General features: G+C 67.6%; 21 protein-coding genes and 1 pseudogene. 6 read left to right on the plus strand and 16 right to left on the minus strand.

The annotated features are described in order from the left end of the window. Window positions 1–64: 64 nt before the first annotated feature. The 4 genes from CKW34_RS11690 to CKW34_RS11705 form a co-directional block, all read right to left on the minus strand. Window positions 65–1,552, minus strand: a complete 1,488-nt coding sequence (locus CKW34_RS11690; RefSeq protein WP_051033003.1) for an NAD-dependent succinate-semialdehyde dehydrogenase — start codon at window positions 1,550–1,552, stop codon at window positions 65–67. After that, window positions 1,549–4,554, minus strand: a complete 3,006-nt coding sequence (locus tag CKW34_RS11695) for an FAD-binding and (Fe-S)-binding domain-containing protein (protein WP_231921892.1) — start codon at window positions 4,552–4,554, stop codon at window positions 1,549–1,551. The genes CKW34_RS11690 and CKW34_RS11695 overlap by 4 nt, the downstream gene beginning before the upstream one ends. Window positions 4,555–4,743: 189 nt before the next feature. After that, window positions 4,744–6,249, minus strand: a complete 1,506-nt coding sequence (locus tag CKW34_RS11700; protein WP_059383584.1) for a PucR family transcriptional regulator — start codon at window positions 6,247–6,249, stop codon at window positions 4,744–4,746. 187 nt (window positions 6,250–6,436) lie between these two features. Next, a complete protein-coding gene (locus tag CKW34_RS11705) occupies window positions 6,437–7,639 on the minus strand; it encodes an IS110 family RNA-guided transposase (RefSeq protein ID WP_059383537.1) in 1,203 nt (400 codons plus the stop codon). 248 nt (window positions 7,640–7,887) lie between these two features. On the opposite strand from CKW34_RS11705, the gene gabT reads away from it, so the two are divergent. Beyond that, a complete protein-coding gene (gene gabT, locus CKW34_RS11710; RefSeq protein WP_016694783.1) occupies window positions 7,888–9,273 on the plus strand; it encodes a 4-aminobutyrate--2-oxoglutarate transaminase in 1,386 nt (461 codons plus the stop codon). Continuing rightward, a complete protein-coding gene (locus CKW34_RS11715; RefSeq protein ID WP_016694784.1) occupies window positions 9,270–10,715 on the plus strand; it encodes an NAD-dependent succinate-semialdehyde dehydrogenase in 1,446 nt (481 codons plus the stop codon). Before gabT ends, CKW34_RS11715 begins: the two co-directional genes overlap by 4 nt. A 75-nt stretch (window positions 10,716–10,790) precedes the next feature. On the opposite strand, the gene CKW34_RS11720 is transcribed toward CKW34_RS11715, so the two are convergent. Together CKW34_RS11720 and CKW34_RS11730 are read right to left on the minus strand one after the other, a co-directional pair. Continuing rightward, window positions 10,791–12,269: an aldehyde dehydrogenase family protein gene (locus CKW34_RS11720; RefSeq protein ID WP_059383536.1), complete on the minus strand. Its 1,479-nt coding sequence runs from the start codon at window positions 12,267–12,269 to the stop codon at window positions 10,791–10,793. Window positions 12,270–12,602: 333 nt separating this feature from the next. Continuing rightward, the gene (locus tag CKW34_RS11730) at window positions 12,603–13,520 is read right to left on the minus strand and encodes a LysR substrate-binding domain-containing protein (protein ID WP_306303679.1); all 918 of its coding nucleotides are present in this window, start codon (window positions 13,518–13,520) and stop codon (window positions 12,603–12,605) included. 87 nt (window positions 13,521–13,607) lie between these two features. Here CKW34_RS11730 and mqo point away from each other — a divergent pair, with 87 nt between their 5' ends. Next, window positions 13,608–15,113, plus strand: a complete 1,506-nt coding sequence (gene mqo, locus CKW34_RS11735) for a malate dehydrogenase (quinone) (protein ID WP_059383534.1) — start codon at window positions 13,608–13,610, stop codon at window positions 15,111–15,113. A gap of 9 nt (window positions 15,114–15,122) precedes the next feature. Here the strand turns inward: mqo and CKW34_RS11740 are convergent, their stop codons facing one another. Beyond that, window positions 15,123–16,199: an alkene reductase gene (locus tag CKW34_RS11740; RefSeq protein ID WP_059383533.1), complete on the minus strand. Its 1,077-nt coding sequence runs from the start codon at window positions 16,197–16,199 to the stop codon at window positions 15,123–15,125. A gap of 81 nt (window positions 16,200–16,280) precedes the next feature. Further along, window positions 16,281–17,243 (minus strand): helix-turn-helix transcriptional regulator, encoded by a 963-nt coding sequence (locus CKW34_RS11745; protein ID WP_059383532.1) that lies wholly within the window; start codon window positions 17,241–17,243, stop codon window positions 16,281–16,283. Window positions 17,244–17,343: 100 nt separating this feature from the next. Here CKW34_RS11745 and CKW34_RS11750 point away from each other — a divergent pair, with 100 nt between their 5' ends. Then, complete coding sequence (locus tag CKW34_RS11750; RefSeq protein WP_174479656.1) at window positions 17,344–17,892, plus strand: DinB family protein; 549 nt, start codon at window positions 17,344–17,346, stop codon at window positions 17,890–17,892. 13 nt (window positions 17,893–17,905) lie between these two features. On the opposite strand, the gene CKW34_RS11755 is transcribed toward CKW34_RS11750, so the two are convergent. After that, on the minus strand, window positions 17,906–19,504 hold the full coding sequence (locus CKW34_RS11755) for a helix-turn-helix transcriptional regulator (RefSeq protein WP_174479655.1): 1,599 nt from the start codon (window positions 19,502–19,504) through the stop codon (window positions 17,906–17,908). Window positions 19,505–19,523: 19 nt separating this feature from the next. Next, window positions 19,524–20,450: pseudogene (locus CKW34_RS11760) on the minus strand (Hsp70 family protein); the annotation flags it as partial. A gap of 216 nt (window positions 20,451–20,666) precedes the next feature. Between CKW34_RS11760 and CKW34_RS11765 the strand changes: the two are divergent. Continuing rightward, complete coding sequence (locus CKW34_RS11765) at window positions 20,667–21,473, plus strand: crotonase/enoyl-CoA hydratase family protein (protein ID WP_059383530.1); 807 nt, start codon at window positions 20,667–20,669, stop codon at window positions 21,471–21,473. Window positions 21,474–21,479: 6 nt separating this feature from the next. Here the strand turns inward: CKW34_RS11765 and CKW34_RS11770 are convergent, their stop codons facing one another. From CKW34_RS11770 to gvpJ, 3 genes are read right to left on the minus strand one after another with little or no spacing between them, the layout of a single operon-like run. Beyond that, window positions 21,480–21,683, minus strand: coding sequence for a zinc-ribbon domain-containing protein (locus CKW34_RS11770; RefSeq protein ID WP_016694796.1), 204 nt, complete (start codon window positions 21,681–21,683; stop codon window positions 21,480–21,482). 32 nt (window positions 21,684–21,715) lie between these two features. Continuing rightward, window positions 21,716–22,339 carry a maleylpyruvate isomerase N-terminal domain-containing protein gene (locus CKW34_RS11775; RefSeq protein WP_174479654.1) on the minus strand — a complete coding sequence of 208 codons (624 nt, stop codon included), beginning with the start codon at window positions 22,337–22,339 and terminating at the stop codon, window positions 21,716–21,718. A 22-nt stretch (window positions 22,340–22,361) separates the two neighbouring features. After that, window positions 22,362–22,736: a gas vesicle protein GvpJ gene (gene gvpJ / locus CKW34_RS11780; RefSeq protein ID WP_059383529.1), complete on the minus strand. Its 375-nt coding sequence runs from the start codon at window positions 22,734–22,736 to the stop codon at window positions 22,362–22,364. 225 nt (window positions 22,737–22,961) lie between these two features. Between gvpJ and CKW34_RS24535 the strand changes: the two genes are divergently transcribed. Beyond that, complete coding sequence (locus CKW34_RS24535) at window positions 22,962–23,315, plus strand: DUF6191 domain-containing protein (protein WP_095092022.1); 354 nt, start codon at window positions 22,962–22,964, stop codon at window positions 23,313–23,315. On the opposite strand, the gene CKW34_RS11790 is transcribed toward CKW34_RS24535, so the two are convergent. From CKW34_RS11790 to CKW34_RS11800, 3 genes are all read right to left on the minus strand, one after another. Next, window positions 23,289–24,695, minus strand: coding sequence for a cytochrome P450 (locus CKW34_RS11790; protein WP_059383527.1), 1,407 nt, complete (start codon window positions 24,693–24,695; stop codon window positions 23,289–23,291). The genes CKW34_RS24535 and CKW34_RS11790 overlap by 27 nt on opposite strands. A gap of 64 nt (window positions 24,696–24,759) precedes the next feature. Continuing rightward, entirely contained in the window at window positions 24,760–25,530 is a 771-nt protein-coding gene (locus tag CKW34_RS11795) for an 8-oxoguanine DNA glycosylase OGG fold protein (protein WP_059383526.1), read from the minus strand. 162 nt (window positions 25,531–25,692) lie between these two features. After that, window positions 25,693–26,883: an aromatic ring-hydroxylating oxygenase subunit alpha gene (locus tag CKW34_RS11800; RefSeq protein WP_059383525.1), complete on the minus strand. Its 1,191-nt coding sequence runs from the start codon at window positions 26,881–26,883 to the stop codon at window positions 25,693–25,695. Between the last annotated feature and the right edge of the window lie 101 nt (window positions 26,884–26,984).

The following is a 26,984-nucleotide window of genomic DNA, read 5'->3' on the forward strand; positions in this document are numbered from 1 at the left end:
CGTTGCAGCGGCGGCAAGACACGGTTCGGCGCGCAAGGATCGGCGGCACAGCGCGTTCGATGCGTCACCTACGGGGGACCGCGACGTACTTGACCTCGAGGAACTCGTCGATGCCGATGGTGCTTCCCTCACGTCCGAGACCCGACGCCTTGATACCGCCGAACGGTGCCGCGGGGTTGGACACGATGCCGGTGTTCAGCCCGACCATGCCGACCTCGAGCGCTTCGCTGACACGAAAACTGCGGTCGACGTCCTGGGTGAAGATGTATCCGGCCAGTCCCCAGGGCGTGTTGTTGGCGATCTCGACGACCTCGTCCTCGGTATCGAAGACGACGATGGGCGCGACCGGCCCGAAGATCTCCTCGCTCATCAACGCGGCGTCCTTCGACACGTCGGCGAGGACGGTGGGTGGGTAGAAGTAGCCGGGTCCCTCGGGCCGGCTGCCGCCACACACGACGCGTGCTCCACGTTCGACGGCATCGGCGACGAGACGCTCCACCTTCGTCAGAGCCTTCTCCTCGACCAGCGGACCGACCTGGGTGCCCTCGACCAGGCCGTCCCCGACGGCCAGGGCATCCATACGGGCAGCAAGCTTCTCCGCGAACCGATCGGCGACCGCGCGCTGCGCGAAGATGCGGTTCGCGGCGGTGCACGCCTCACCCATGTTGCGCATCTTCGCGGCGAGCGCGCCGTCGACGGCCCGGTCGAGATCCGCGTCCTCGAACACGATGAACGGGGCATTTCCTCCCAGTTCCATCGAACTCCGCATCACGTGCTGGGATGCCTGTTCGAGCAATCGGATGCCCACCGCGGTCGACCCGGTGAAACTGACCTTGCGTGCGATACCGCTGGACATCCAGGCCGAGACGACCTCCCCGGGCGCGGTGGTGGGCACGACGTTCAGCACACCCTTCGGCACACCGGCCTCGACGAGCACGTCGACCAGGGCCAGCGAGGTCAACGGCGTCAGCTCCGAGGGTTTGAAGACGATGGTGCACCCGGCCGCGATGGCGGGTCCGATCTTGCGGGTACCCATGGCCAGCGGGAAGTTCCACGGTGTGACGAGGACGCAGGGTCCCACCGGCTCCTTGGACACCAGGATGCGGGTCGCGCCGTCGCCGGTGCTGGTCACATCGCCGCCGATGCGGACGGCTTCCTCGGAGAACCACCGGAAGAACTCCGCAGCGTAGTCCACCTCGCCCTTCGCCTCGGCGAAGGGTTTGCCCATCTCGGTGGTCATGATGGTCGCGAACTCGTCCTGCCGCTCCATGATGAGCTCGTAGGCCCGGCGAAGGATCACGCTGCGTTCGCGCGGAGCGGTCTTCGCCCAGTGCTTCTGCACGCGGGCGCAGGTTTCGATGGCACGCCGGGCGTCGTCGGCGTTGCCGTTCGCGACGGTCGCGACGACCTCCTCGGTCGCCGGGGCGACGACCTCGAATCGTTCACCGGAGCTCGATTCGACCCACTCACCGTCGATGAACAATCCTGTGCTGACGCGGGACACTGCGTCGGAGACGCCCACCCGTGTTCCGACAATCGTTGCATCGGTCATGCGCTTTCCTCCTCGGAGATGGTGTTGTTCATCGACATTCGCGGCCCGGGATCGAGCAGTTCTGCGAGATGTTGCCCCGGGGCGGAGACATCGATCTGCGCGACCTGCATCGCGCACGAGAAGCCGTCGGTGACCACCGCGGAGTCGTCGCCGGCCGCGCGCAGTGCCGGGGCGAGGGAGGTCTCGGCGACCCTCATGCTGATGTCGTGGTGTTGTTTCTCGAATCCGAAGTTTCCTGCCACGCCGCAGCATCCGACTGCGTCGCGGACGTCGTCGACTCCCGCTGCGGTCAGGATCCGGCGATGGCTTCCGGCGCCGAACACGGAGTACTCGTGGCAATGGGTCTGCAGCACCATCTCGTTCGGTAGCGGCTGTGCAGGGGTGGGTGTCCAGCCGTTGCGCACCATGGTGTCCAGGTAGGACGCGAAGCTGTGGACCCGTGCGGCGACGCGACGCGCAGCCTCGGTGGGCACCAGCTCGGGCAGGTCCTTGCGCAGGGCGGCGGCGCAACTCGGCTCGACGACGACGATCGGCCGGTCGGTGCCGTCGTCGAGTGTGCGGGCGGCGTGGGAGAGTTTCTTCTTCGCGGTGTCGAGCTGGCCGGTGGAGATCCACGTCAGTCCGCAGCACGCGTCCGCGGAGCAGCTCACCTGCTTATCCGCCGAGGCGAGCACGCGGGCGGCGGCACCGGCGACCTCAGGCCGCAACCCGCGAGTGAAGGTGTCGACGAACAGCACCACCGGCGTCGAACCGGACCGGCCGCTCAGCGCGTCGCTCACGGCCTTCTTCCAGGCCCGCCGGGAGACGAAGGGCGGAAGTACCCGGTCGGGGGAGATGCCGCCGAGAGCGGCGGCGCGCTTCGCGAGAGAAGTGCGCAGGACCGCGTTGACCAGCGGTGCTGCCAACCCCGTGATGCGGAGCCAGCGTGGCAGCCACCCCAGCGAATAGTGCGATACCGGTCGTCGTGTGCCGTCGTAGTAGTGCGAGAAGAACTCGGACTTGTAGGTGGCCATGTCGACGCCGGCCGGGCAGTCGGTCGAGCAGGCCTTGCACGACAGGCACAGATCGAGTGCCTCACGCACCTGTTCGGACTTCCACCCTTGTTCGATCGTGCGGGCGCCGCGCACCATCTCCTGCAGGACCCGGGCCCGGCCGCGAGTGGAGTCCTTCTCGTCGCGGGTCGCGCGGTAGCTCGGGCACATCACGCCACCGGCGTCGGCCCGGCACCGTCCGACGCCGATGCAGCCCTGGACGGCGTGCACCCACGGGTCGGGGGTGTGTTGCGGCCGCGCGCCGTCGGGACGGACCGCCTCGATCGGGTGCAGGTCGTAGTGGGTACGCCAGGTGCGTTCGGGAACGCCCGCCAACGCCAGATCGTCATCGATCCGTGCCGGGTCGGTCAGCGATCCCGGGTTCAGGATGCCTTGCGGGTCCCAGATCGTGCGGAAGGCGCGGAATGCGCTCATCATCCGCGCGGAGTACATCACCGGCAGCAGTTCCGAGCGGGCACGGCCGTCGCCGTGTTCTCCGGAGAGCGATCCGCCGTGACGGACCACCAGCCGCGCGGCCTCGTGCGTGAACTCGCGGAAGACCTTCCGGCCCTCCTCGGTGCGCAGGTCGTAGGTGATGCGGATGTGCATGCAGCCGGCGCCGAAGTGCCCGTACATCACCCCCTGCAGACCGTGCCGGTCGAGCAGTGCGCGGAAGTCCTGCAGGTAATCGGCGAGGTTCTCCGGCGCGACGGCGGAATCCTCCCAGCCCGGCCAGGATTCGCCGCCGGATGCCAGGCGGGACGAGAGTCCGGCGCCGTCCTCACGCACCCGCCACAGGGAAGCGCGCTCGGTGGTGTCGGCCGCGATGCGGCCGTCGACGAGACGGCCGTTGCGGCGAAGTTTGTCGAGCAGTGCGTCGGCGGCCGCGGCCACGGAGTCCGGGTCGTCACCGTCCAGGTCGACGTAGAGCCACGCGTTTCCGGCGGGGAGACCGAGGACGGAATTCTCGCCCCGACGGAACCGCATGGTCTCGACGATCGCCGCGTCGACACCCTCGACCGCCGCAGGAGAAAATTCCAGGATGGTTCCGATGTCGCGGGCCGCGTCGACGACGTCGTCGTAGCCGAGGCAGACCAGCAACGCGCTGGACGGGCGGGGAACCAACTCGACGCGGGCCCCGACGATCACCGCGCACGTTCCCTCGGATCCGACGAGCGCACGGGCGACATCGAACCGCTTCTCCGGCAACAGATTGTCCAGGTGATACCCCGAGACCTGCCGTTGGATCCTCCCGAGCTCGGTGCGGAACTCGAACAGGTGCTCGCCCGCCAACGCGGTGAGCTCGGCGTCGAGCTGCTGCGCGCGAGCCGCAGCGGCCGCGTCGTCGGGATCGGTGGCACGCAGGCCTCGCTGCGCCGCGGTGAGCCGGAACCCGTCGGCGGTGACGAGGTCGATCTCGTGGACGTGATCGGACATGCGGCCGTAGCGCACCGAGTGATTGCCGCAGGCGTCGTTGCCCAGCGCGCCACCGACCGTGGCCCGGTTCTTCGACGAGGGATCGGGGGCGAAGGTCATCCGACCCGAGGACGCGTCCTCGACTGCCCGCGAAAGGGTCGCGAGCACGACGCCCGGTTCGACGTCGGCGACACCGGACGTCTCGTCGATGTCGAGGATGCGGTTCATGTGCCGGGAGAAGTCGAGGATCACACCGGAGCCGACGGCATTGCCCGCCATCGACGTCCCGCCCCCTCGGCTGACCAACGGAATCCCGGTGTCGCCGCAGGCGGTCACCACCGCCACGACGTCGTCCACCGACCGAGGAAAGACCACGGCCGACGGCCGCACCCGGTAGTTGGAGGCGTCGTAGGAGTACTCGGCCAGTCGACGCGTCGAGGTGTCGATCGGGACGCCCAGTGCGTGGAGTCTGTCGGTGAGGAGTCGAACTCGGACGTTCTCGTCGGTCGAGGAAGCTCCGCCGTCCTGTCCTATGGTGAGCTGGTCGTCGTTCATCGCGTGCGCCGCGTCAGGAACGGGGACCGCAGAGAATGTGGGCGCGTCGGATCAAGGAACACTATCGGCCGCCTCCCAGTTTGTAGGATTGTCGACAATCCTGTATGCACGGAGCGTACAAAGCGGCGACGCCGAACGCAACGCACACCGCCTGCGCATCCTCATCCGCAATCGTGCTTCTTCGGGCCCTTAGCTGGTCGGTGCGTCGGCGATGAGCACCGCGAGCAGCAATTCCGCCCGTACCCGCGCGTCCCCGAGGTCGACGTCGAGCAACTGCTCGATCTTCGCGATGCGCCCGCGCAGCGTGTGCCTGTGGACGTCGAGTGCCGCCGCTGCCGATTCCCAATGTCCGTTGGCTTCGAGAAACGCGCGTAGTGACGGGACGAGTTGCGCGCCGCGCTCACGGTCGTACGCGGCGAGGACGGTCACGGTCGACGCGGCGACGGATTCGAGCACGGACCGTACCTGGGGAGAGGCGAGGAGGGCGGTGCCGTGGGTGGCATCGAACTCCGCGATACGACAGGTGGCGTCGGTGGTGCGCAGTGCATGCTCGGCCTGCTCGAGTCCTTGTCGGACCTCGGCGATCCGATGGGCGGGGCTGAGGCCGGTGCGCAGGGGGCGGGCGTGCTTCGTCGGTAGGTCGGCGAGCATCGCCGTGACGTCGGAGATGCTGTCGTCGCCGCGCAACAGCACGGTGAGTTCGTCCCCCTCCTCGCGGCTGTAGAGCGGCCGCCGGCGGGCATCGAGAACGACGTCGAGATGCCGACGCACCTCGGACGAATGCGGTGTGCTCAGCCGCAGGACGCGGACGCGGTTGCGTCGACCGACAGCGTCGGCTAGGTACTCCAGTGCATCGCCCGCGTCCAGGAGACCCGCGGCGAGTAGGTCGAAGACCTTGGACCCGAGGTCGTTTCGTTCGTTCCGCAGACGCCGGGGCTTGTCGAGTTCGAGGGTCACCAGGGAGACAGCGTGACCGATCAGTACGAGTTCGACGTTCTGGAGGGGTCGGTCCGCTTGGACCGCCAGGTATCCGTTCACGATGCCGCCGTGGACGACCGGCTGAACCGTCACCGTCCTCCCCGGGCGAATCAAGGTGACCGACCCGGTGCCGTCCCGCCGCGCCTCGGCGATCGGCTCGGTGAGGTCCGGCGCCGGCATCGGATGAGCGATCACGGCATCGTCGCGCTCGGCCACGTACACGACCGAGGCGGAGGTCGAGACGGCCAGTTCGCGCACGATGGCGGTCACGCCCCCGCGCAGTGCGGCCCGTGTGATGCGGACCTGGGTGTCGGCTGCTCGGCGAACCAGCTCGTACTCCTGCTCGGCGAGTCGCGTCGTCACCGCACGGCTGACCGCCGCGAACGGGGTCGTGTAGGGCACTTCGAGCAGCGCCAATCCTGCCGCATCGGCGGCCTCGAGTACCGACGGAGGGATTTGTTCGTGCGACAGGCCGGTTCCGAAGCCGAGTGCGGCAATCCCGGCCTCTGCGAGTCGCCGGACGTAGTCGCCACCCTCCTCGTCGCGCAGGCCGAGGCCGGTGGTCAGGACCAGTTCGCCTCCGGACAACCATGGTCGCGGGTCGACGAGTTCGGTGGGCTGGACGAAATCGATCAGTCGCTCCTGCCCGGACCGTCCGGCCCGCAGTGCCAGCCCGAGTCCTGGTTGTCGTAGTAACCAGGCGATGCCCACGCTCATGACCGTCATCCTATGGCGGTGGACGAATCGGCGTATTTCCTCGGAGCAGGTTGTACGAAATGGATATGGAGCCGTTCCGTCCCCGCTTCGATACTCGAAGCACCACCTGCTCCGCACCGCACCGTCGACGGCGACGCTGCGATCCCGCGCCGAGCGAATGATCGAGAAAGGACTCTCAATGATCCTGTCAAGCCGCCACCGCGGTAACCGGCACAGTCGGTTGCCAGGTGCGGTGGTCGCGGAGCAGCGCGTAGAGAACATCCACGCGCCGCCGAGCCAGGCAGATCGTGGCCTGGACGGGACGCTTACCTTCGGCACGTTTGCGCTGATAGTAGACGCCAGAGGCGGGATCGCAACGGACCGCGGTCAACGCCGACATGTACATCACCCGGCGCAGGCGCCTGCTGTAGCGCTGAGGGGTGTGCAGACGCCCGGTGCGTTTACCCGAATCCCTGGGTCGCGGCGCCAACCCGGTCCAGGCAGCGAGCTGATCGGCCGACCCGATCAGGGCGGGGTCACCTACTGCGGCAAGGAATTCGGCGCCGAGCCGGAATCCCATACCCGGCAAGCTCAGGATCACCTCGGCCAGAGGGTGCCGGCGAAATCGGGCCTCGATCTCCGCGTCCACGGCCCTGATACGTGCGTCGAGATCGATCACCGCCTGCGCCAATTCGGCGACCAGCTCGGCAGCGACATCCTCCCCCGGCAACCGCACGGTCTGCGCCTTCGCAGCGGTGACCGCGGCCCGGGCGATCGATTCGGCGTGGCGCACCCCGGCCCCGGTGAGCATCGCGGCCAGCCGGGCCGCACCGACGCGGCGGATCGCTTTCGGTCTCTGGTAGCGAGCCAGCAGCACCACCCAGCCCCGGTCCGAGGAGATCTGCGCGACGCGTTCGAGCCCGGGGCAGATCGCGACGAGTTGTTGACGCAGCCGGTTGATGGTCCGGGTACGGTCGGCGACCAGATCGGTGCGGTGGCCGGTGAGCATCTGCAGCTCACGGATCAACTCGTCGTCGGGACGCAGAACGGGCAGGTCCGAACGCATCCGGGACTGATCGGCGATCACCCGGGCGTCGCGGGCATCGGTCTTGGCTTCGCCGCCGCGGTAGACCGACGATGCCTGCCACACCGAACGTCCGGACAGGTAGCGCACCGGTTTCCCGGCGTCGGCCAGCACAGTCAGCAACAAGGTGACGTAGGCGGTGGTCAGATCCACCGTCCACGACACCGTCTCGCCGAGTGCGTCGATCTCGGTGATCACCGCACGGATCGTTGCTTCGTCGTTGTCGCATCGCCGCGACAGCACCACCGTCCCGGAAGCGTCGAGCACGCATATCCAGTGGTGTTCTTTGCCGACGTCGACTCCTGCCCACAGTTGCGAACCGGTCATCGGATTTCCTCGTTTTCGCTTGTGTTCCGGCCTGGCCCCGATGGACGCCTCCGCCGGCATTTCCTTAAACAAGCGATCATTCGCAGATCTCAATCAGCGGTCCGAGGTGTCCAAGCGGGTCGGGTGGCCAGTCCTTTCAAGCCCCCCTCGAGAGTGGGCAAACCTTATGCAGCCTCGCCCGGCCCGCCCGGGTTACAGCTCAACGTAACTCTCACGAAGTAACTGCACCTACGAACTTAAGGACCCTCATGTCCGAGATGGAGTACCGACTTCCCCAGCAGCGTCGCCTCGTGACCGAGTTACCCGGCCCGCGCTCGGTCGCTCTGACCGAACGCCGCCGCAACGCAGTCGGCGCGGGCGTCGCCTCGTCCGTGCCCGTCTACGCCGCCGACGTCGACGGCGGTGTCGTCGTCGACGTCGACGGCAACTCGCTGATCGACCTCGGTTCCGGTATCGCCGTCACCAGCGTCGGCGGTTCGGATCCCGCCGTGGTGGCCGCGGTGAGCGAGCAGGTCGCGCACTTCACGCACACCTGCTTCATGGTCACCCCTTACGAGGGCTACATCGCCGTCGCCGAGAAGCTCGCCGAGCTCACCCCGGGTGATCACTCGAAGCGCACGGTGCTGTTCAACAGCGGCGCCGAGGCGGTGGAGAACGCCGTGAAGATCGCGCGGGTCGCGACCGGTCGCAGCGCCGTGGTGGTGTTCGACCACGCCTACCACGGCCGCACCAACCTGACCATGGCGCTGACCGCGAAGAACCAGCCCTACAAGGAGGGCTTCGGGCCGTTCGCACCCGACATCTACCGGGTCGCGGCGTCCTATCCGTTCCGCGAGGGCCTGAACCACGACGGCACCGAGGTCAGCGGTGAGCAGGCCGCCCGCCGCGCCATCTCGCAGATCGACAAGCAGATCGGCGCGCACAACGTCGCCGCGATCGTCATCGAGCCGATTCAGGGCGAGGGCGGATTCATCGTGCCCGCCAAGGGTTTCCTGCCCACCCTCGTGGACTGGGCGAAGGCCAACGGCATCGTGTTCGTCGCCGACGAGGTGCAGACCGGCTTCGCGCGCACCGGCGACTGGTTCGCCAGCAACGACGAGAACATCGTCCCCGACCTGATGACCCTGGCCAAGGGCATCGCCGGTGGCATGCCGCTGGCAGCGGTGACCGGTCGCGCCGATCTCATCGACGCCGTGCACGGCGGCGGCCTCGGCGGCACCTACGGCGGCAACCCCGTCGCCTGTGCCGCGGCGCTGGCCACCCTGGACCGGATGGCCGAGCTGGACCTGTGCGGCCGGGCCCGCCGCATCGAGCAGATCGCCACCGAGCGACTGCGTGCGCTGGCGGCCGACGTCGAGATCATCGGTGAGGTCCGTGGCCGCGGCGCGATGCTGGCCGTCGAATTCGTGCAGCCCGGCACCCGTGAACCCGACCCCGAGGCGACCAAGGCCATCGCCGCCAAGGCACTCGAGCAGGGCGTCATCATCCTGACCTGCGGCACCTACGGCAACGTCATCCGCCTGCTGCCGCCGCTGGTGATCTCCGACGAACTGCTCGAAGACGGTCTCGACGTCCTCACCGCCGCCGTCCGCGAGGTCGCCGGCGCCACGTCCCTTGCAGGAGCAACCCGATGAACCACACCCTTCCCGCCGGTGCTCCGACCCGGCTCTGGCTCGGTGGCAAGCTCGCCGATGCCTCGACCGGCGCGACGTTCCCGGTGACCGATCCGGCCACCGGTGCGGTGCTCGCCGAGGTCGCCGACGCCTCGCCGGCCGACGGCCTGCAGGCTCTCCAGCTCGCGGCCGCGGCACAGGCCGAGTGGGCCGCCACCGCCCCGCGCACGCGTGGTGAGATCCTGCGCACCGCATTCGAACTCGTGCAGGCCCGCGCCGACGACTTCGCCCGCGTGATCACCCTCGAGATGGGCAAGACCCTGGCCGAGGCGCGGGGGGAGGTGAACTACGGGGCCGAGTTCCTGCGCTGGTTCGCCGAGGAGGCCGTGCGGATCGGTGGTCGAACCGCCACCGCCCCGGCCGGCAACGGACGCATCCTCGTCACCAAGGAAGCGGTCGGTCCCGTGCTGGCCATCACCCCGTGGAACTTCCCGCTGGCCATGGCCACCCGCAAGATCGGTCCCGCCCTTGCGGCGGGCTGCCCGATCATCGTCAAGCCCGCGGCGGAAACCCCGCTGACGATGCTGTTGCTCGGCCAGGTCTTCGCCGACGCCGGTCTGCCGGCCGGCGTGCTGTCCATCCTGCCGACCTCCGATGCTGCGGCGCTGACCGAGCCGTTGATCACCGATTCGCGGACGCGCAAGATCACCTTCACCGGCTCGACGGGGGTCGGCAAGCACCTGGTCCGGCAGTCCGCCGACCGGCTGCTGCGCACCTCGATGGAACTCGGCGGCAACGCCCCGTTCCTGGTGTTCGACGGCGCCGATATCGACGCGGCCGTCGACGGGGCGATGGCGGCGAAGATGCGCAACGGGGGAGAGGCCTGCACCGCAGCCAACCGATTCCATGTCGCGCGTTCGGTGGCCGAGGAGTTCACCGACAAGCTCACCGCACGCATCGCTGCACTGCAGACCGGCCACGGTCTCGACGAGGGCACCGACCTCGGGCCGCTGATCACCGACCGGCAACGCGCCACGGTCGACGAACTCGTCCGCGACGCGGTCGAGCGAGGAGCCCGCGTCCGCACCGGCGGGCAGATCCCCGACGGGACGGGCAGTTTCTATCCGCCGACAGTGCTCGACCGGGTGCCGGCCGACGCCCGGCTGTTGAAGGAGGAGATCTTCGGTCCGGTCGCGGCGGTCACGATCTTCGACACCGAGGACGAGGCGATCGCCGCCGCGAACGACACCGAATACGGTCTGGCCGCCTACTTCTACACCCGCGACCTCGATCGGGCGATGCGCGTCGCGTCGGCGCTGAAGACCGGGATGGTCGGCGTGAACCGGGGTGTCATCTCCGACGTTGCCGCACCGTTCGGCGGTGTCAAGGAATCGGGCTTCGGCCGGGAGGGCGCCGCCGAAGGTATCGAGGAGTATCTCGACACCAAGTACATCGCCCTGTGATCGTCTGCCGTCTGCACCCTGAGTCTGCGCAGGGTGCAGACGGCAGCGTGTTGTATCGGAGGCGCTGTTGCGTGCCTACACCAGCCGCGTCACGCCGATGGTGTGATCGGTGGTGAACTCCTCGATCGCCCACTCGCCGTTGAATCGTCCGAGACCGGAGTTGCGTTCGCCACCGAATGCCACGTGCGCCTCGTCCTGAACGGTCATCTCGTTGATGAACGTCATGCCTGCCTCGACCCGATGCGCGAATTGCAGTCCGCGGTCGAGGTTCTGCGTGAAGACCGCGCTGGACAGACCGAATTCGTGGTCGTTGGCCAGTTCGAGGGCGTGTGCTTCGTCATCGGCGCGTAGGACCGCGACCATCGGGCCGAAGATCTCCTCGCGGGCGATCTCCATGTCGGGTGTGACGTCGACGAACACGTGCGGAGGCACGACCCGGCCGTCGATCTTCCCGCCGAGTGCAACGCGTGCTCCGGCGTGCCGGGCCTGCTCGATCTTCTCCTCGAGGCCCTTCAACTGCGAATCGTTGACGACGGGCCCGACCAAAGTGCCGTCTGCGGAGGGATCGCCGTAGGGCACGGTCTGCGCGGCTCGGGTGAACCGTTCGACGAAATCGTCGTACACCGGCGCCTGCACGATGATGCGGTTCACGGCCATGCAGATCTGTCCGGAATGCAGGAACGACCCGGTCACCGCTGCCTCGACGGCCGCGTCGAGATCGGCGTCGTCGAGGACCACCAGGGGTGCGTTGCCGCCCAATTCGAGTGCCACCTTCTTGAGGTGCTCACCGCCGGTGGCGACCGCACCGACCTGCTTGCCGACCGGTGTCGAGCCGGTGAAGGAGATCAACCGCGGGACGGGATGCTCGACGAAAGCGTCGCCGATCTCCGAACCGGAGCCGATCACCACCGACAACACTCCCGCCGGTAGGCCTGCTTCCTCGAAGATCCGGGCGATCAACAGGCCGCCCGTCACCGGAGTGTCCGAGGCCGGCTTGATCACCACGGCATTGCCCAACGCCAATGCCGGTGCCACCGATCGCTGCGACAGGTGCAGCGGGAAATTCCACGGGCTGATCACCCCGACCACTCCGATGGGCTTGCGGTACACCCGCATCTCACGGTTCGGGGTGTTCGAATCGAAGATCGATCCGTGGACCCGGGACGGGAACGACGCCGCCTCCTGAGTGATGCCGATGGCCAGGGAGACTTCGGTATCGGCCTTGATCCGCGTCGAGCCGGACTCGGCGACCAGCCAGTCGATGATCTCGGCTCGGCGTTGTTCGAGGATCTGCGCGGCGCGACGCAGGACCGCGGCGCGGTCGGCGGGACCAGTCGCGGCCCACTCGGCCTGTGCTGCCCGGGCGGAGGTGTAGGCGGCGTCGACGTCCTCGGCGGAGGCGAGGCGGATCGTGGCAACCACGCTGTCGTCGAACGGGTTGGTGTCGGTCAGGACGCGGTCGGAGCGTCCCTCGCGCCACTGCCCATCGATGAACTGGGAAGCGACCGGCTGCCCGGCGAACGTGGCGGTGGAACCGAGATCTGTTGCTGTCATGGAGAACTCCTCGACGGTAGGTAGGTCAGAGAAAAGCGACGTCGGGCTCGCAGGTCGATGCGTTTACCGAATCGCCGAATGTGGTGTTGATCTGTTCGAACAAATAGGCTCCACCGGCCGGTCTGGATGCCGGAGTCAGCACGATGTCCTCGTATCCGAGAACTGCCGACAGCGGCGTCGGGTAACACTCGTTGCAGACGATCGCATCTGTGTGGCATACCCGGCCGGCGACCATTCGAACCCGGAGCTTGCGCCTGGTCGGGACCGGCGACGCAGGAGATGGCGCACGGCTCGCGAAGCTGTGCGCCACGTCTGGCGTTCGATGGACGATGCCTACGAATCGAGCCGGCGATCGTCGAATCTGTCGGCGTGTCCGGCGATGTGAGCGTGCAGTCGCGCGACCGCCGGTGAAGGCGTCCTCGTCCCCGTCGTCAATCCGATGGTGCGATTCGCGATGCCGACGACCGGGACGGTGACGATTCCGGGGACCGGAGTTTCCGAGCGAGGCAACAGTGCAACCCCGAGGCCCTGGGCGACCAGTGCCCGGATCGTTTCGAACTCGCTGATCTCGAACGCGATGTACGGTTCGAATCCTGCTTCAGCGCAAACAGATTCGAGTTCTCTCCGGATGTGGTAGTCGGGAGGGTTGGCGATGAAGTGATCGTCCGCGAGGTCGCGCAGGTCGAGGCGGGCGCGGCCGGCGAGTCGATGGCTGCTCGGGAGGTGGAGCAACAGCCGCTGCTGGGCGAGCACGGTGACCGGCAGATCCTCCGGTGGAGGAATGATGACGGCGAGGTCGAGTCGTCCGTCGCGAACCATGTCGGCGAGCGCTTCGCCGTGCGCCTGGACCAGGTGCAACCGGACACCGGGGGCGAGACGGTGGAATTCGGCCAGCAGTGACGGGATGCTCACCGGCCCGAGGGTGAGCGGGAACCCGAAGCGGACGACGCCGTGATCGGGATCGGCGTGCTCACGCACCGTGGTGATCGCACCGTCGAGTTCCCGGACCAGATGCCGGGTGCGTTCGTGCAACTCCCGCCCGGCCGACGTCAACACGACCCCTCGTCCGGATTGCTGGAACAACGCCACACCCACTGCTTTCTCGAGTGCCCGGATGCGGCGACTGACCGAGGACTGGGGCACGTCGAGCAGATCCGCCGCGCGCGTGATGTGGCCTTCGCGCGCTGCGGCGTCGAAGGCGACGAGCAGTGGGGCGATCGTTGCGGTCTCGGGCGTCACATACCAATCCACATATGCATGGTAATGCCTGCAAGATCTCATTGGACGGATGAATCGGGAAGAGGCACGCTGAAGATCGACAACGGCGAAAGCAGGTGAATGATGGTGAATCGGAAGCACTCTGCCGACGGACCACGGCACGGCGACCACGAGTACGACACCGTCCTGATCGGCGGCGGCATCATGTCGGCAACACTGGGTGCACTGCTGACTCGGCTCGAACCCGATCGGTCGATCCTCGTCCTGGAACGACTCGACGAGGTCGCGGCCGAGAGCAGCGCCCCGTGGAACAACGCCGGCACCGGCCACGCCGGCCTCTGCGAACTGAACTACATGCCCGATCCTGAGGATTCGACCCGGGCCGAGGAGATCGGCCGACAGTTCCGGATCTCACGGCAGTTCTGGGAGTCCCTCGACGAGCCGGACGAGACGACGTTCGTGAACGCGACACCGCACATGAACGTCGTCTTCGGCGAACGCGATGTGGACTATCTACGTCGGCGGCGTGCCACCCTGCAACGCTCGCCGCTGTTCTCCGCCATGGAGTACAGCGAGAACCCCGACACGATCGCCCGATGGGCACCGCTGGTGATGGCAGGTCGCTCGGGGTCCGAACCGGTCGCCGCCACGCGCTACGAGGCAGGCACCGACGTCGACTTCGGTGCCCTGACCCACCGACTGCTGTCGGACGCGCGTCGTCGTGGCGTCGAGCTTCGTACCGGGCACGAGGTCACACGACTGCGCCGCACCACCGACGGGAGGTGGACGGTCTCGGGACGCACGACGACGGGACGGTTTTCGGTCCGATCCCGGTTCGTGTTCGTCGGCGCCGGCGGGTACGCCCTGAAACTCTTGCAGAAGGCCCGGATCCCGGAGGTGCGAGGTTTTGCCGTCTTTCCCATCGGCGCGCAGTTCCTCCGCACCGGTAATCCCGACGTGGTGTCCCAGCATGCGGCGAAGGTCTACAGCCAGGCCGACGTGGGCGCACCACCGATGTCCGTGCCGCATCTCGACAAGCGGGTCGTCGATGGCCGTGAGTGGTTGATGTTCGGCCCGTACGCCACGTTCAGCACCAGGTTGCTCAAACACGGCCGGCTCACCGATCTGTTCACCACCCTGCGCCTGCACAACATCGCCCCGTTGGTGGCGGTGGGCCTGCATAATCTGTCGCTGGTGCGCTATCTCCTCGGCCAGCTGCTCGCGTCCCGTGTCCGGAAATTCCGGCAGCTGCAGCGATTCTGTCCCGAGGCACGGGAGTGCGACTGGGAGTTGATCGACGCGGGGCAACGAGCCCAGCTCGTCAAACTCGATCGTCGCAGGATCGGGGTCCTGACCTTCGGCACCGAGGTCGTGGCGAGCGCGGACGGCAGCATCGCCGGGTTGCTCGGGGCGTCGCCCGGCGCCTCGATCGCTCCATCGGCGATGGTCGAGCTGCTGAGCACGTGTTTCCCGGATGACGTGGCGCGGTGGCGACCGGTGCTCGAACGGATGATGCCCGACCTGTCTCGGGAGACCGAAACGACCTCGCGCGCCGAACCGGTCCTCGCCCGCGCTACAGCAGCGGCGAGAAACGGTTCGGCGCGCGAGGATCCGAGCGCCTCGTAGGATTTACGCTCAGGCGGTCTGCAGGAACGGGTAGTCGGTGTAGCCCTCGGCTCCGGACGCGTAGAACAGCTCCGGACGCGGTGCGTTCTCCGGCTGCCCGTCCCGCCAGCGCTCGGCCAGGTCGGGATTGGCGATCAGCGCGCGGCCGACGGCCACGGCGTCGGCGTGCGAATCGTCGATCAGCTGCACGGCCTCGTCGCGGGTGGTCGGCGAGCCGAAGCCGCTGTTGGCGATCACCTTGCCGCCGAAACGCTTCCGGAGTTCCTGGACCAGATCGCCGGTCGGCTCCTTGTGCAGGACCGACAGATATGCCAGGCCCAGGGGCTGCAGGGCGTCGACCAGAGCGCCGTAGACGGCACGCACATCGTCGCGATCGGTCTCGACGGCGTCCTGGATGTTGTGTTCGGGGGAGATCCGCAGCCCGACACGTCCGGCGCCGACCGCCTCCGACACGGCCTTCACGACCTCGACGACGAGGCGGATCCGGTTCTCCACCGAACCGCCGTACTGGTCGTCCCGCACGTTCGATGCGGGGGAGAGGAATTCGTGCAGCAGGTAGCCGTTGGCGCTGTGGACCTCGACGCCGTCGAGTCCGGCATCGATCGCGCGGCGGGCCGAGGCGACGAAGTCGTCGACGACGGAGGGGATCTCGTCGATGGTCAGCGCGTGGGGCACGGGGTAGGGCTGCTTACCCTGCTCGGTGTGCACCTGGCCGTCGATCGCGATCGCGCTCGGCCCGACGACACGCCGGCCACCGTTGACGTCAGGATGCGTGACGCGGCCGCCGTGCATCAACTGCAGCACGATGCGTCCGTCGCGCTCGTGCACGGCATCCGCGACGCGACGCCAGCCGGCGACCTGCTCGTCGGTGACGATGCCGGGCTGACCGACGAAGGCCTGCGATTCGAAGTTCACATAGGTTCCCTCGGCGATGATGAGTCCGGCGCTCGCCCGCTGACGGTAGTGCTCGACGATCAGATCTCCGGGTACACCGGCCGAACCACCACGCAGGCGGGTCAGCGGGGCCATGACGATACGGTTCGCGAGTTCGAGGTCTCCGAGGGCGACAGGTGTGAACAGATCCATGGGTGGCGCAACCACGCCCACCCCCGACGGCATTCCGGTGCCCGGCCGATTGTGGGATGGGTCATAGCGCCGGGTGGATGGTCACTCCGAGTGTTCGACGGCGGTGACCAGCCGATTCGACCAGTTCTCCAGGTGCTCGACGAACTCCGGTGGCGACGCACCGAGCAGCCGTCCTCCGGACATGCCCACGGCGAAGACCGCCCAGTCCATGCTGTCGGCGTCCACCTCGATCCGGCACCGTTCGGAGTCGATCGCGATCACCTCGGCCCACTGACCGATCCGGCGCCGCACCTCGTGCTCCGGCGCCTCGAGTTCCGCACTGACCTTCACCTGGGAGCGGCTGCGGATGCCGCGTTCGACGAAGGCCGCGGCATTGCCGCCGGGCAGCTCGCGCTGCCGGAATCGCATCCCGGTGGCGGTGGTCTCGGCCATGCGGTCGAGCCGGAAGCTGCGCCAGTCACCACGGTCGAGGTCGTAGCCGACGAGATACCAGCGTCGCCCGAGGGAGACGAGCTGCCGAGGTTCGACGCGCCGGCTCGTCGTGGTGCCGTCGGCCGCGGTGTACTCGAAGACGATGCGTTCATCGTCGCGGCACGCGCGCGCGACGGTGACGAGTTGCTGTGAATCGGTCGCGCGGGTCGCCCAGGGGATGTCGGCGGAGACCGTCGCTGCATCGAGCGCCTCCACCTGGCGTCGCAGCCGCGGTGGCATCACCTGGATGACCTTGGCCAGCGCCCGCACGGAGATCTCGGCGATCCCGGTGATCGAGGTCTGGGCCGCGGTGAGTAGGCCGACGGCGAGCGCGACCGCTTCGTCGTCGTCGAGAGCCAGTGGTGGCAACGATGCGCCCGGCGCGAGCTGGTACCCGCCGCCGACCCCACGATCGGACCGCACCGGATATCCGAGATCGCGGAGCCGTTCGATGTCGCGGCGGAGGGTGCGCAGCGAGACGCCCATCCGGTCGGCGAGTTCGGCGCCGAGCCAGTAGCGGTGGGTCTGCAACAGCGACAGAAGCCGCAGGGTGCGGGAGCTCGTGTCGGACATGACCTCATTCTTCCGCACCTGCGGACCTATAAGTGACAGGAACTGGCACCAATGGCTCGTAGCGTAGTTCTTGCCGGATCACGACGACGAGGAGCACCCGATGACCGAGACCACCACCACCCGGAACGCCACCCCGACCCTCGACCAGGAACGCCGCGATCTGCTGTCGAGCCTCGCCCACGCGCGGCACTTCCTGCGGTTCACGGCCCGCGATCTCACCACCGAACAGGCGTCGCAACGAACGACGGTGAGCGCCTTGACGATCGGCGGTCTCATCAAGCACGTCACCGAGGTCGAGCGGGGATGGGCGGATTTCCTCGTGGTCGGAGCCGACTACATGGAGAAGGATTTCACCGAGTGGACCGAAGAGGATTTCGCCGAACACGACAAGGTCTTCCAGCTGCAGCCCGGTGAGACCCTCGAAGGAGCGCTGCGCGCCTACGACGAGGTCGCCGCCCGGACCGACGAGCTGGTACGCACGCTGCCGTCGTTGGACGTCGTCCACGAACTTCCCAAGGCACCGTGGAACACCGAGGACGCCTGGTCGGTGCGTCGCGCGCTGCTGCACATCGTCGCCGAGACGACGCAGCACGCCGGCCACGCCGACATCATCCGCGAGTCCCTCGACGGATCGAAGTCGATGGGGTGAACCGGAGGTCGCGCTAGCGCCGGCCGGTGTCGCGCATCAACTCGGCGAGCTCCGTGCGGTCGGAGACGTCGAGTTTGGTGCACGCCCGGTAGATGTGCCCCTCGACGGTGCGGACCGACACCACGAGCCGGTCGGCGATCTGCCGGTTGGACAGCCCGGCGGTGACCATGGCGGCGATCTCCCGTTCCCGGCTGGTCAGGGGGAGCGGGCGAGCCGCCTCGTCCAGCGCCGGCGACGAGGCGTGATCGCATCGCACAGCCAGGGCCGCGGCCGCGGCGGCGGCTTCGACGGATCGTCGGGTGTCGCCGTGGTCGCGGTAGGCGATGGCGGCGAGGGCGTGGGCATCGGCCGCGTCGGCGAGGGCCCCGAGCGCCTCGAAGGTTTCCGCGGTCGCGGTCAGTCCCCGGCCGTCCGCCTCCGCGGAAGCAGTGGCGTGGGCGGCCATGGCGGCGACGAGACGTCCGTCGCACTGCTCGGTCAGTGCCGAGAGTCGTTCCGCGGTGGTGCGATCCCCGAACCGGGTGGCGGTGTGCAAGGCGATCGCCTCGACGGCGAACTGATCGTGTCGTGCCGAGATCTGCGCCGCCTCCCGGGCCGAGGTGATCGCGTTCGTGGTCTCGCCGCGCGCCGCGGCGAGCCATGCCTCTGCGATCCGGAGTTGCGGCTCGAAGACGGCGACGTGCCGGCCGCTGCGCGAGGTCGCCTGGGCCAGAGCGGCATCCGCGTCGTTGACACGCCCGAGTACGGCGTAGCCGTGTGTGAGGGCGAGGTACGCCGGCACGTTCCAGGAGACGGTGGCAGCCCGGTCGTCCACCTGGAGCGCGGCGACGGCCTGTTCGAGGCGGTGCACGGCGTGCACGAACCGCCCGCGCGCGGTGTCGACGACGCCGAGCAGGATGTTCGCCAGGCCCCACGCGAGATACTGGCCTATGGACGTGACGGTCCCGTGGACGTCGGCGGGACCGCGCACTGCGCTTTCCCGATAGGTCTCGGCCCGACGCTCGGCCTCGTCGAGGCTCCCGGTGAGGAGCAGGGCGAGGACCTCGCCCAGTCCGGCGGGATAACGCAGCAGGCCGTCGACCTGATCGGCGACCGCTGCGCAGCGCGCCGCCATGGCTGGGACCTCGTGACCACGTCCCATCACCGCGAGGGCCAGTCCGCCGCCGAAGAACGCCCACTCGACGGCCCAGGGAAGCGCGGTTTCGGTGGCGAGGACGCGATGGGCGAGGGTGAGTGCATCGCGGGGACGCCCTTCGTACACCGCGCATCCGCAGTCGATCGCGTCGACCACCGACCCCAGATGGGGCCGCGTCACCAATTCGCGGAGGGTCGCGAGCACCTGCTGGGCCTCGGCGGCGTTACCCATCCCCCAGAACAGATTGGAGATGCGGGTCGCGCCCCATCGCACGAGCTCGCTCTCGTCGAGGGTGCGGGGATCGAACGAGGCGAGCACGGACTCCACCTCACTGATTCCACCCAGCCACACCAGTGCGCGGGCGAGGAGATCCGCGGCCGAGAACGTCCCCGTGGCATCGAACGCCGCGCGTGCGAAACGTTCGGCGAGCGGTGCGTCGCCCAGGGCGATCGCATCGTGGGCCGCGGTCTCGAGCAATTCGGGGTCGACGGACCGGCTGCGGGGCGAACTGTGCCGTCTCGGTGAGCTCGAGCGGCGCCGCGAACTCCGCCGTCTCGGCGACCTTCGCGGTGTCCGGGCGGGCGAGGAGCGCCGCGCCTTCCGCTGCGACGAGTTCGGGCTGCGGGGGCACGATCACCGGAATATCGAGCCACGATTCCATCACGGCGGTGACCAGCGGAATGTTCGCTCCGCCCCCGATGAGCACCGCGGCGTCGGGAGTGCGGCCCGAACGGCGGATCACGTCGAGGGTGAGGCGGGCCGAGGCCTTCACGGGTCCGTCGATGAGCGAATCGAAGCTGTCCTGCGAGAGCAGCAGCAGACCGCCCTCGCCGGGCATGCACACCGCATCCTTCGAGGACAGCTGTTCCTTCGCGTCGCGGCACCGGGCGGTGAGTGCCCGCTGTGCCGCCATGTCGGCCGGTTCGGTGAAGCGCTGCAGTTCGACGTGGTGGTCGTAGATCAGGCGGTCGACGAGGTCGCCGCTGATCCCCTCCGAGCGTGCCGTGCTCAACGCGATGCGGGTGCCCCGGTCGACAACCGTGACGGTGAGGCCCGAGCTGCCGAGGTCGTAGAACACGAGCGTCTCGTGGTCGCCGAGATCTCCTGTGGTTTCCAGCATTTCGAGCGCCGCGGTCACTTCCGGGACGAGCCGGAAGTTGTCGATGTCCAGGCGGCTCATCGCACCCTGGACGAAATCGGCCTGCGTCTCGTTCTGGTAGGCGACGCCGATGGCGCGCACCTGCTCGATCTCGTCGGTCTCGGCGAGCATCGTCTCGATGGACTCCGCGGCCAGCTCGGCCGGCCGGTCGAGCAGGGCGGGCATCGAGCGGGATCCGAAGACGGGGCTGTCGAGGCTCCCGGTGTCACGTCGCGCAAAGCGCACCGCGCTGGCACCGACCGAGACGCCGAGAACTGTAGTCATGACGCCGACTATAACGGTTCGGTCACGGTCTGCACGCCGGAGGCGGGCGGTGCCCGGATGGCGGCGCGTCTCCGGACGGCAGCCGAGGACGTTCGTCGCGGCCTCTCGCATGTTCACCGTCGGCGGCGAAATCCTTGCTGTACAGTCGGCTTCGCGATCGCGGGCAGGATTTTCCGGACGTCCCGATCCCCACTGATATCGAGGAGGTTCGGGCGGATGAGCGAGCAGAGAGTGCGGATCGAGATCGACGAGTTCGGTGTCGCAACCGTGACCTTGGACCGCGCCGAGAAGCACAACGCGCTCGACCCGGCGATGTTCGATGCGATCGTCGATGCCACCGAGCAGCTCGCGACCGACCGCACGGTACGCGCCGTCGTGCTCCACGGCGCCGGCAAGAGCTTCTGCTCCGGCCTCGACATCACCGGTCTCGGTAACCGCGACGGCAGTGGCCCGCGGGATCTGCTCGCCCGCGCGGACGGGCACATCGCCAATCAGGCCCAACGTGTGGCCTACGGTTGGTCCCGCGTCCCGGCCCCGGTGATCGCCGCGATCACCGGCAACTGCTTCGGCGGCGGCCTGCAGATCGCGCTCGGCGCCGACATCCGCTTCGCGACGCCCGACGCGCGGCTGTCGATCATGGAGGTCAAGTGGGGCCTCGTCCCCGACATGGGCATCACCCAGAGCCTGCCGCGACTCGTGGGCCTCGATGTGGCGAAGGAACTCACCTTCACGGGGCGCATCCTCACGGGCACCGAGGCCGACGCACTCGGTCTCGTCACCCATGTCTCGGACGACCCGCTCGCCGCGGCGCAGGAACTGGCCCACGAGATCGCCGGCAAGTCGCCGCACGCCGTGCAGGCGGCCAAGCGCCTGTACGAGGAGACGTGGACCGGCTCCGATCCGGAGTCCGCGCTGATGCTCGAGAGCACGCTGCAGGTCGAGCTGATGGGGTCGCCCAATCAGATCGAGGCGGTCACGGCGGGGATGACCGAGCGTGCTCCTGCCTTCGCCGATCCCGACTGACCGGACTCAGATCTCCACGGCGGTCCCGCAGATCCCGCACTGCTCCAACTGTCGGCGGCCCCACCGCGCGACCGGCACGAAGAACAGCGTGAACTGCTTGGACTCCCGGATCCGGAGCCACTGCGTCGTGTTGTGGCAGCGCGGACACGTCCGGTTCTGCCCCGGACCGAGGTTCTGTCGCTTGGTGCCGAAGCCGAAGAGAAGGAACATCGTCCGAGCATAGAGCGACGACGCGTGGTCCTTCAGTGCATGACGGGAAGGATCGTCGGGTCGGCGCGACCCGACGCCGCCTCGACGAAGGTGAGCGGATCGGGCACCGCGGCGAGGACGTCCCGTGTCCGTTCGAGGGCCATCGACTCGGGCCGTGGTCCGCCGACCGCGTCGATCACGTCGAGCCAGTGGATGGTGGTCTCCAGGATTGCCATGTCGAGGAACGCGCCGAGCGCGACCGACTCCAGGAACGGGTGTGCGATCACGGACGCACGGCTCAATCCGGTGATCCGGTCGAAGGCGGCGGGGAAGTCGGATTCGAAGTGGGTCGCGACTGCCGTGCGCTCGACATCGGCCGCCAGTCGGCGCACCGTCTCGGCCATCCGCTCGTGCCTCGGTTCGGCCTCGGCCGGATCGGTGTTGAGCATCCGGAGCATCTCCGCGGCGCTGGTCACCTTCGCCTCACCGTCCTCCGACGGCGCGGCGAGCATCTCGATCATCACGTCCGGCGTGATGTGCACGTAGACGTCCCGGACCGTCCACCCCGGTAGCCGAGTTTCGGTCGTCCACTGCTCGTCGGACAGTTCGGCGGCGCGAGAACCCCACATGCGCCACAGCCGGATCATCAGCGCTCGGTCCTGTTCGAAGTCCGCCACAACACCTCCCCAGTTCGGATATTCATCGCTGCTTCCTCTTGCGTCGCGGAGCTTCCTGTCGCTTCTCCGCCACGTCGTCGAAGAACCCGAGCACCTTCTCGGCCGCGGAGTCGAGGGCGCTGTGGGTCTTGTACTTGGCAGCGCTCTCCACGGCCTTGCCGCTGACGTCGCCGACGATCTCGGGCACACCTTTCGGCTGGGTCTGCGAGATCTCGAGTCTGTCGACGGCCTGGGCGAACCGCAGGTAGGTATCGACGCTTGCGACCACGATGCGGGCGTCGATGGTCACGATCTCGATGCCGACGAGAGAGACGCGTACGAACGCGTCGATGACGAGACCCTTGTCCAGGATGGTGTCGATGACGTCCGCCAATCCGGACGAATTCGGTCGGGCCATCGTTCCGCCGCCACTCCGGCCGCCGGCGGGTTCGGTCGATGTCATGGTGCTGCTCCTCGTGCGTGAACGGAATTGGCGCACAGCGATTCCGGATCACACGAGTGGATCCGGGCGAGGAGGACGAAGTCTCCGGGCGACGCGGGCGTCACTTCTCCATCATGACGCCTTCCCGGCGGCGCGACCAGGACCGCGAAGGCATCATGGTTGCAGGAGAAGGGACTGCCGGTGGGAGCTCTGCTGGTCGCGGTGACCGTGATCGCCGTCTTCGTCGTGATCGACCGGGTAGGACTGTGGGCCGAACGGCGAGGGTGGGTGTACTGGCGCAAGCGCCGGAACGGTCGGGGAGGTGACGCCGGAGGCAGCGTCCTCGGGGTGATGGACGAACTCTTCTCGCCCGGTCGGAGACACACGATCGAGGAGATCGCGAGCAAGAAGAACGGCCGGATCGACATCGCCGTCGGGGACGACGAATGGGTCGATCTCGACAGCGGCCGGGTGCGTCTGTCGACGACCCGGCCACCGTCCGCCGTGCGCGAGGAGCGACGCGACGATTCAGAGGCGGGAGAGCCTCACGCGTAGGCCACGAGGCTTCAACGTGATTGCCTCGTGGACGTCGAGTTCGTAGCCGGGTTCCGGAGCGAAGTCGTACCGCCGGATCAGCGACGCGAGCGTGAGCACCGCTTCGTGCAGCGCGAACTGCCGACCGATGCACGCGCGGATGCCGGTGCCCCACGGTTTGAAGATGTGCGCCGGACGCTTCCGCACGGCCTCGGGTTCGAACCGGTCCGGGTCGAACCGCTCGGGGTCGTCGCCCCACAGCGGGTCGCGGTGCAGCTGCGGCAGCAGCACGAACACCCACGAACCTTTCGGCAGGACACGACCCCCGAGGGTGGTCTCACCGCGCACCTTGCGGAAATAGCCCGGGGCGGCCGGCCACAATCGCAGCGTCTCGTCCACCACTCGCCGCACATACCGCAGCTTGGCGACCTGCTCATACCCGATCCGGCCGTCGGCACCGACGACCTGGGCGATCTCGGCCCGCGCCTTCGCCACCACCTCGGGATGTCGGCTCAGGAAGTGGACCGCGAACCCCAGAGTGGCCGCGGTGGTCTCGTTGCCCGCGACCAGGAAGGTCAGCACCTGATTGCGGATCGATTCGCGATCGAGCTGCTCACCGGTGTCGGGATCGGCGGTGTGCATCATCAGGTCCAGCAGATCGCCGTGCTGCTCACCGGAGCGCATCCGCTCCTCTACGATGCGATCGACCGTCTCCTGCATCAGCGCGATGTCGCGTTCGTGCTGCTCACGGGCGCTGCGGCCGAACAGGGCGCGCAGGATCGGGATGTCGTTCGACGAGCGGTTGATGTACTCGAGCGCCCGGCTCATCGCCGCGATGAACGGATCCGGTTCGGTGCGGCCGAACGAGTCGAAGTCGTAGCTGAAGCCGCACCGGCCGATGACGTCGAAGGTGAGCGACGTCATGCTCTTCGGCACGTCCACATACTCGCCGCCGGCCGCGGCGGCGTCCCAGCTGTCGACCAGCCGGTCGACGACCGTGAGCATCGAGTCGTGATAGCCGCGCATCGCGGCCTGGCCGAATCCCGGGCCGAGGATGTTGTGGGCTTTGCTCCAGTTCGGTTCGGAGTTGAACGCGGTGAACAGCCCGTCGCCGGCGATGACACGAAGCTTGCGCAGCGGCTTGCCGAGGAACTTCGCCCACTTCTCCTCGTCGTTGACCTCGCGCACCAGCTCGGCGCCGGAGACCACGATCAATCGGTGCCGGAGGATCTTGCGTTCGAAGATTCCACCTAGTTCCTGAGCCATCTGCATCTCACGCTGAACCGGTTTGGCCACATCGATACTGAGCAGATCACCCACCAGCGGAAGTCTCCATCGCGGCTGTGGAATCGGCTGTGCGCCGGTCGTCCTGGTGATGCTCGTCGTAGTCGGTGACCCCATCCTGCGAGTGTGCATCAGCCCCGACGGGACGATTCGGGCGGCCTCATCGCGACGCCCGGGTCGATCAGAACAATCGCGGAGTCGCGTGCGACCCGTCCCGGACTTCACAGATACGGGCGTGCCAACGGTCGACGAGCCACATCTCGACCATCTCCGGACGCGTGGCAATCAACGACGCCCACATGTTTAGGAGTTCGACGTACCGGTGATAGCGCCGCAGCGTGAAGTCGGCGACCGACGGATCCTCGAGCCACCCTTCGTGGATGAGCGTCGACACCGCGTGCTGATCGAGAAGCTGCGCCGGGCCCGCCTCGGTCCGCACCTCGACCGCCCACAGATAGGTCGCCAGCAGCGGTACGCCGACGCCGGGAGTGTCCGGCCATCCGGACCAGGTCTGCCGCGCGGTGTCGGGTAGAGACTTGGTCTTCGCGCAGTAGTCGAGGACTCCCTTGATCTTGGTGAACCGGTCCCGGTCCTTCGGGGCGTGTGTGTCGCGGACGTCCGGAAAACGTCGGGCGCCGCGTCGTCGCGGATGCGCGCTGCGCCAGGCTGCGCACAGGAACAACAGCCCCAGGCCGGCGTGGTCGGCTTCGATCAGTTCACTGTCCGATCGGAGGTCGTTGCGTTGGACGATCGCGTCGCCGTCGTCGATGATCCGTCCGTCGAGATTCCGTCCCCGGAGGCGGATCTCGTGCCCGGCGCGTTCGAGGTGGCTGTTCCACCATTTCAGGTCGACGGTGACGCCCTCGTCGAGCACCTGCAGGTCGAACGAGCGCGCCCGACACCACTCGGAGCATGCTTGCGGAGGCTCGAACCCCTGGTCGTACGGATGCATTCTGTGGACATTGCCACGAGTGACCGGCGATTCCGGGGCAGGACACGCGCTGACTGTCGACATGTTGCCGTGTCGTCACACGAGGTGAGCGCTGGTCGGATCCGGTGCTGACGGATCACCCGAGCCGAAACGGGAGGAGGGCATGGCGACGGGCAACGAGGGTCATTTCAGGTCGATCCCCACCCTCTCGGACATCACCCTGATCATGTGCTGCACGCCTATCTCGTTGCGCCCGATGAGCATGTGCTCATGTTGGCCGCGGCGCACTCCTTCGCCGCACTGGGGGAGCATCGCGAAGTCCTCATCCCTTACGGCAGCATGAACCTGCGCGAAAATGCCGGAGTACAGCTCCACCTGCTCCGGACTCTCCGCGGGGTACTTCGCCATCCAACTGTGCCGCACGACGCAGGTGGTGGCCGACCTGCCGGGCAAGATGTCGATGACCTCCACCCCCACAGGACTGTTGGCCAGAATCAGGTTGGGATAGACCCAATAGATGATGCCCATGTGCGCGATCGGGTCATCCCAGGTGTCGTCCTGCTCCTTGCCCTCGAGGTCCCGAACCCAATTGAACGGGAAGCCGATCCGGTGATGCGGACCGAACTCGTCGTACACATGGGTATTCGCGATGGTGTTCTGTCCGATGACGCTGTCCCCGTGAACGAACGGAAAATGATAGCCCTCGGCGAATGCTTCGAGTGCACCCTTCCAGCTGACGTCCGCTTCCAGGTATCGCTCGTCGTGATACTGAAAATTCCGGTAGTCCCACCGTGCAAGCTCGTTGCCGAATTCACCCAGATGAGAGTCCAGATCCAGTGGTACATCAGCGTCGAGGACACCCCAGACGAACCCGTGACGCTCCTCGCTGGGTAGTTCCACGAGGCCGTAGTCGTTCCGATCGATGTCGTCGAACCCCGCCTTGCCGGGGACTCCCCGAAGTCTTCCCTTGTTGTCGTAGACCCATGCGTGGTACGGACACGTGAACCGGCGACTGTTCCCGGCCCCGCACGCCGGCATTGCTCCGCGATGGCGGCAGTAGTTCAAGAAGACATGAGCCTGCCCGTCATGGTCACGGGTGATCAGCAACGAGTCGTCGAGCACCGTGCGTACCACGTAGTCGTCGTTGTTCGGGATCTGCGCCGACGCCGACAACGGCAGAGGTGTCTCCCTCAGGAGTCGAGTGCGTTCGAACTCCGCAAACTTGTCGTCTCGGTAGTACGCCAGCGGCACACGGAGTGTCGACTCGGCCATGTCCGTGGTGTCGGACAGCGCCAGATTCAGGGCCCTTCGGGTGAGTTCGGCCCCGTAGGGGCTGGTGGTCGGTGCTGGGGTCGCATTCTCGACGGTGGCCATGCCAGGTCCTTTCGCTACCGATGTCAGCAAGGGTGACAGTACATGAAACGTGTTCTATGTCCAGCCGTATTGTCCGGTACGTCCCGGTCGAACGAGCACTG

Source organism: Rhodococcus rhodochrous (genome assembly GCF_900187265.1).
Taxonomy (GTDB): Bacteria; Actinomycetota; Actinomycetes; order Mycobacteriales; family Mycobacteriaceae; genus Rhodococcus; species Rhodococcus rhodochrous.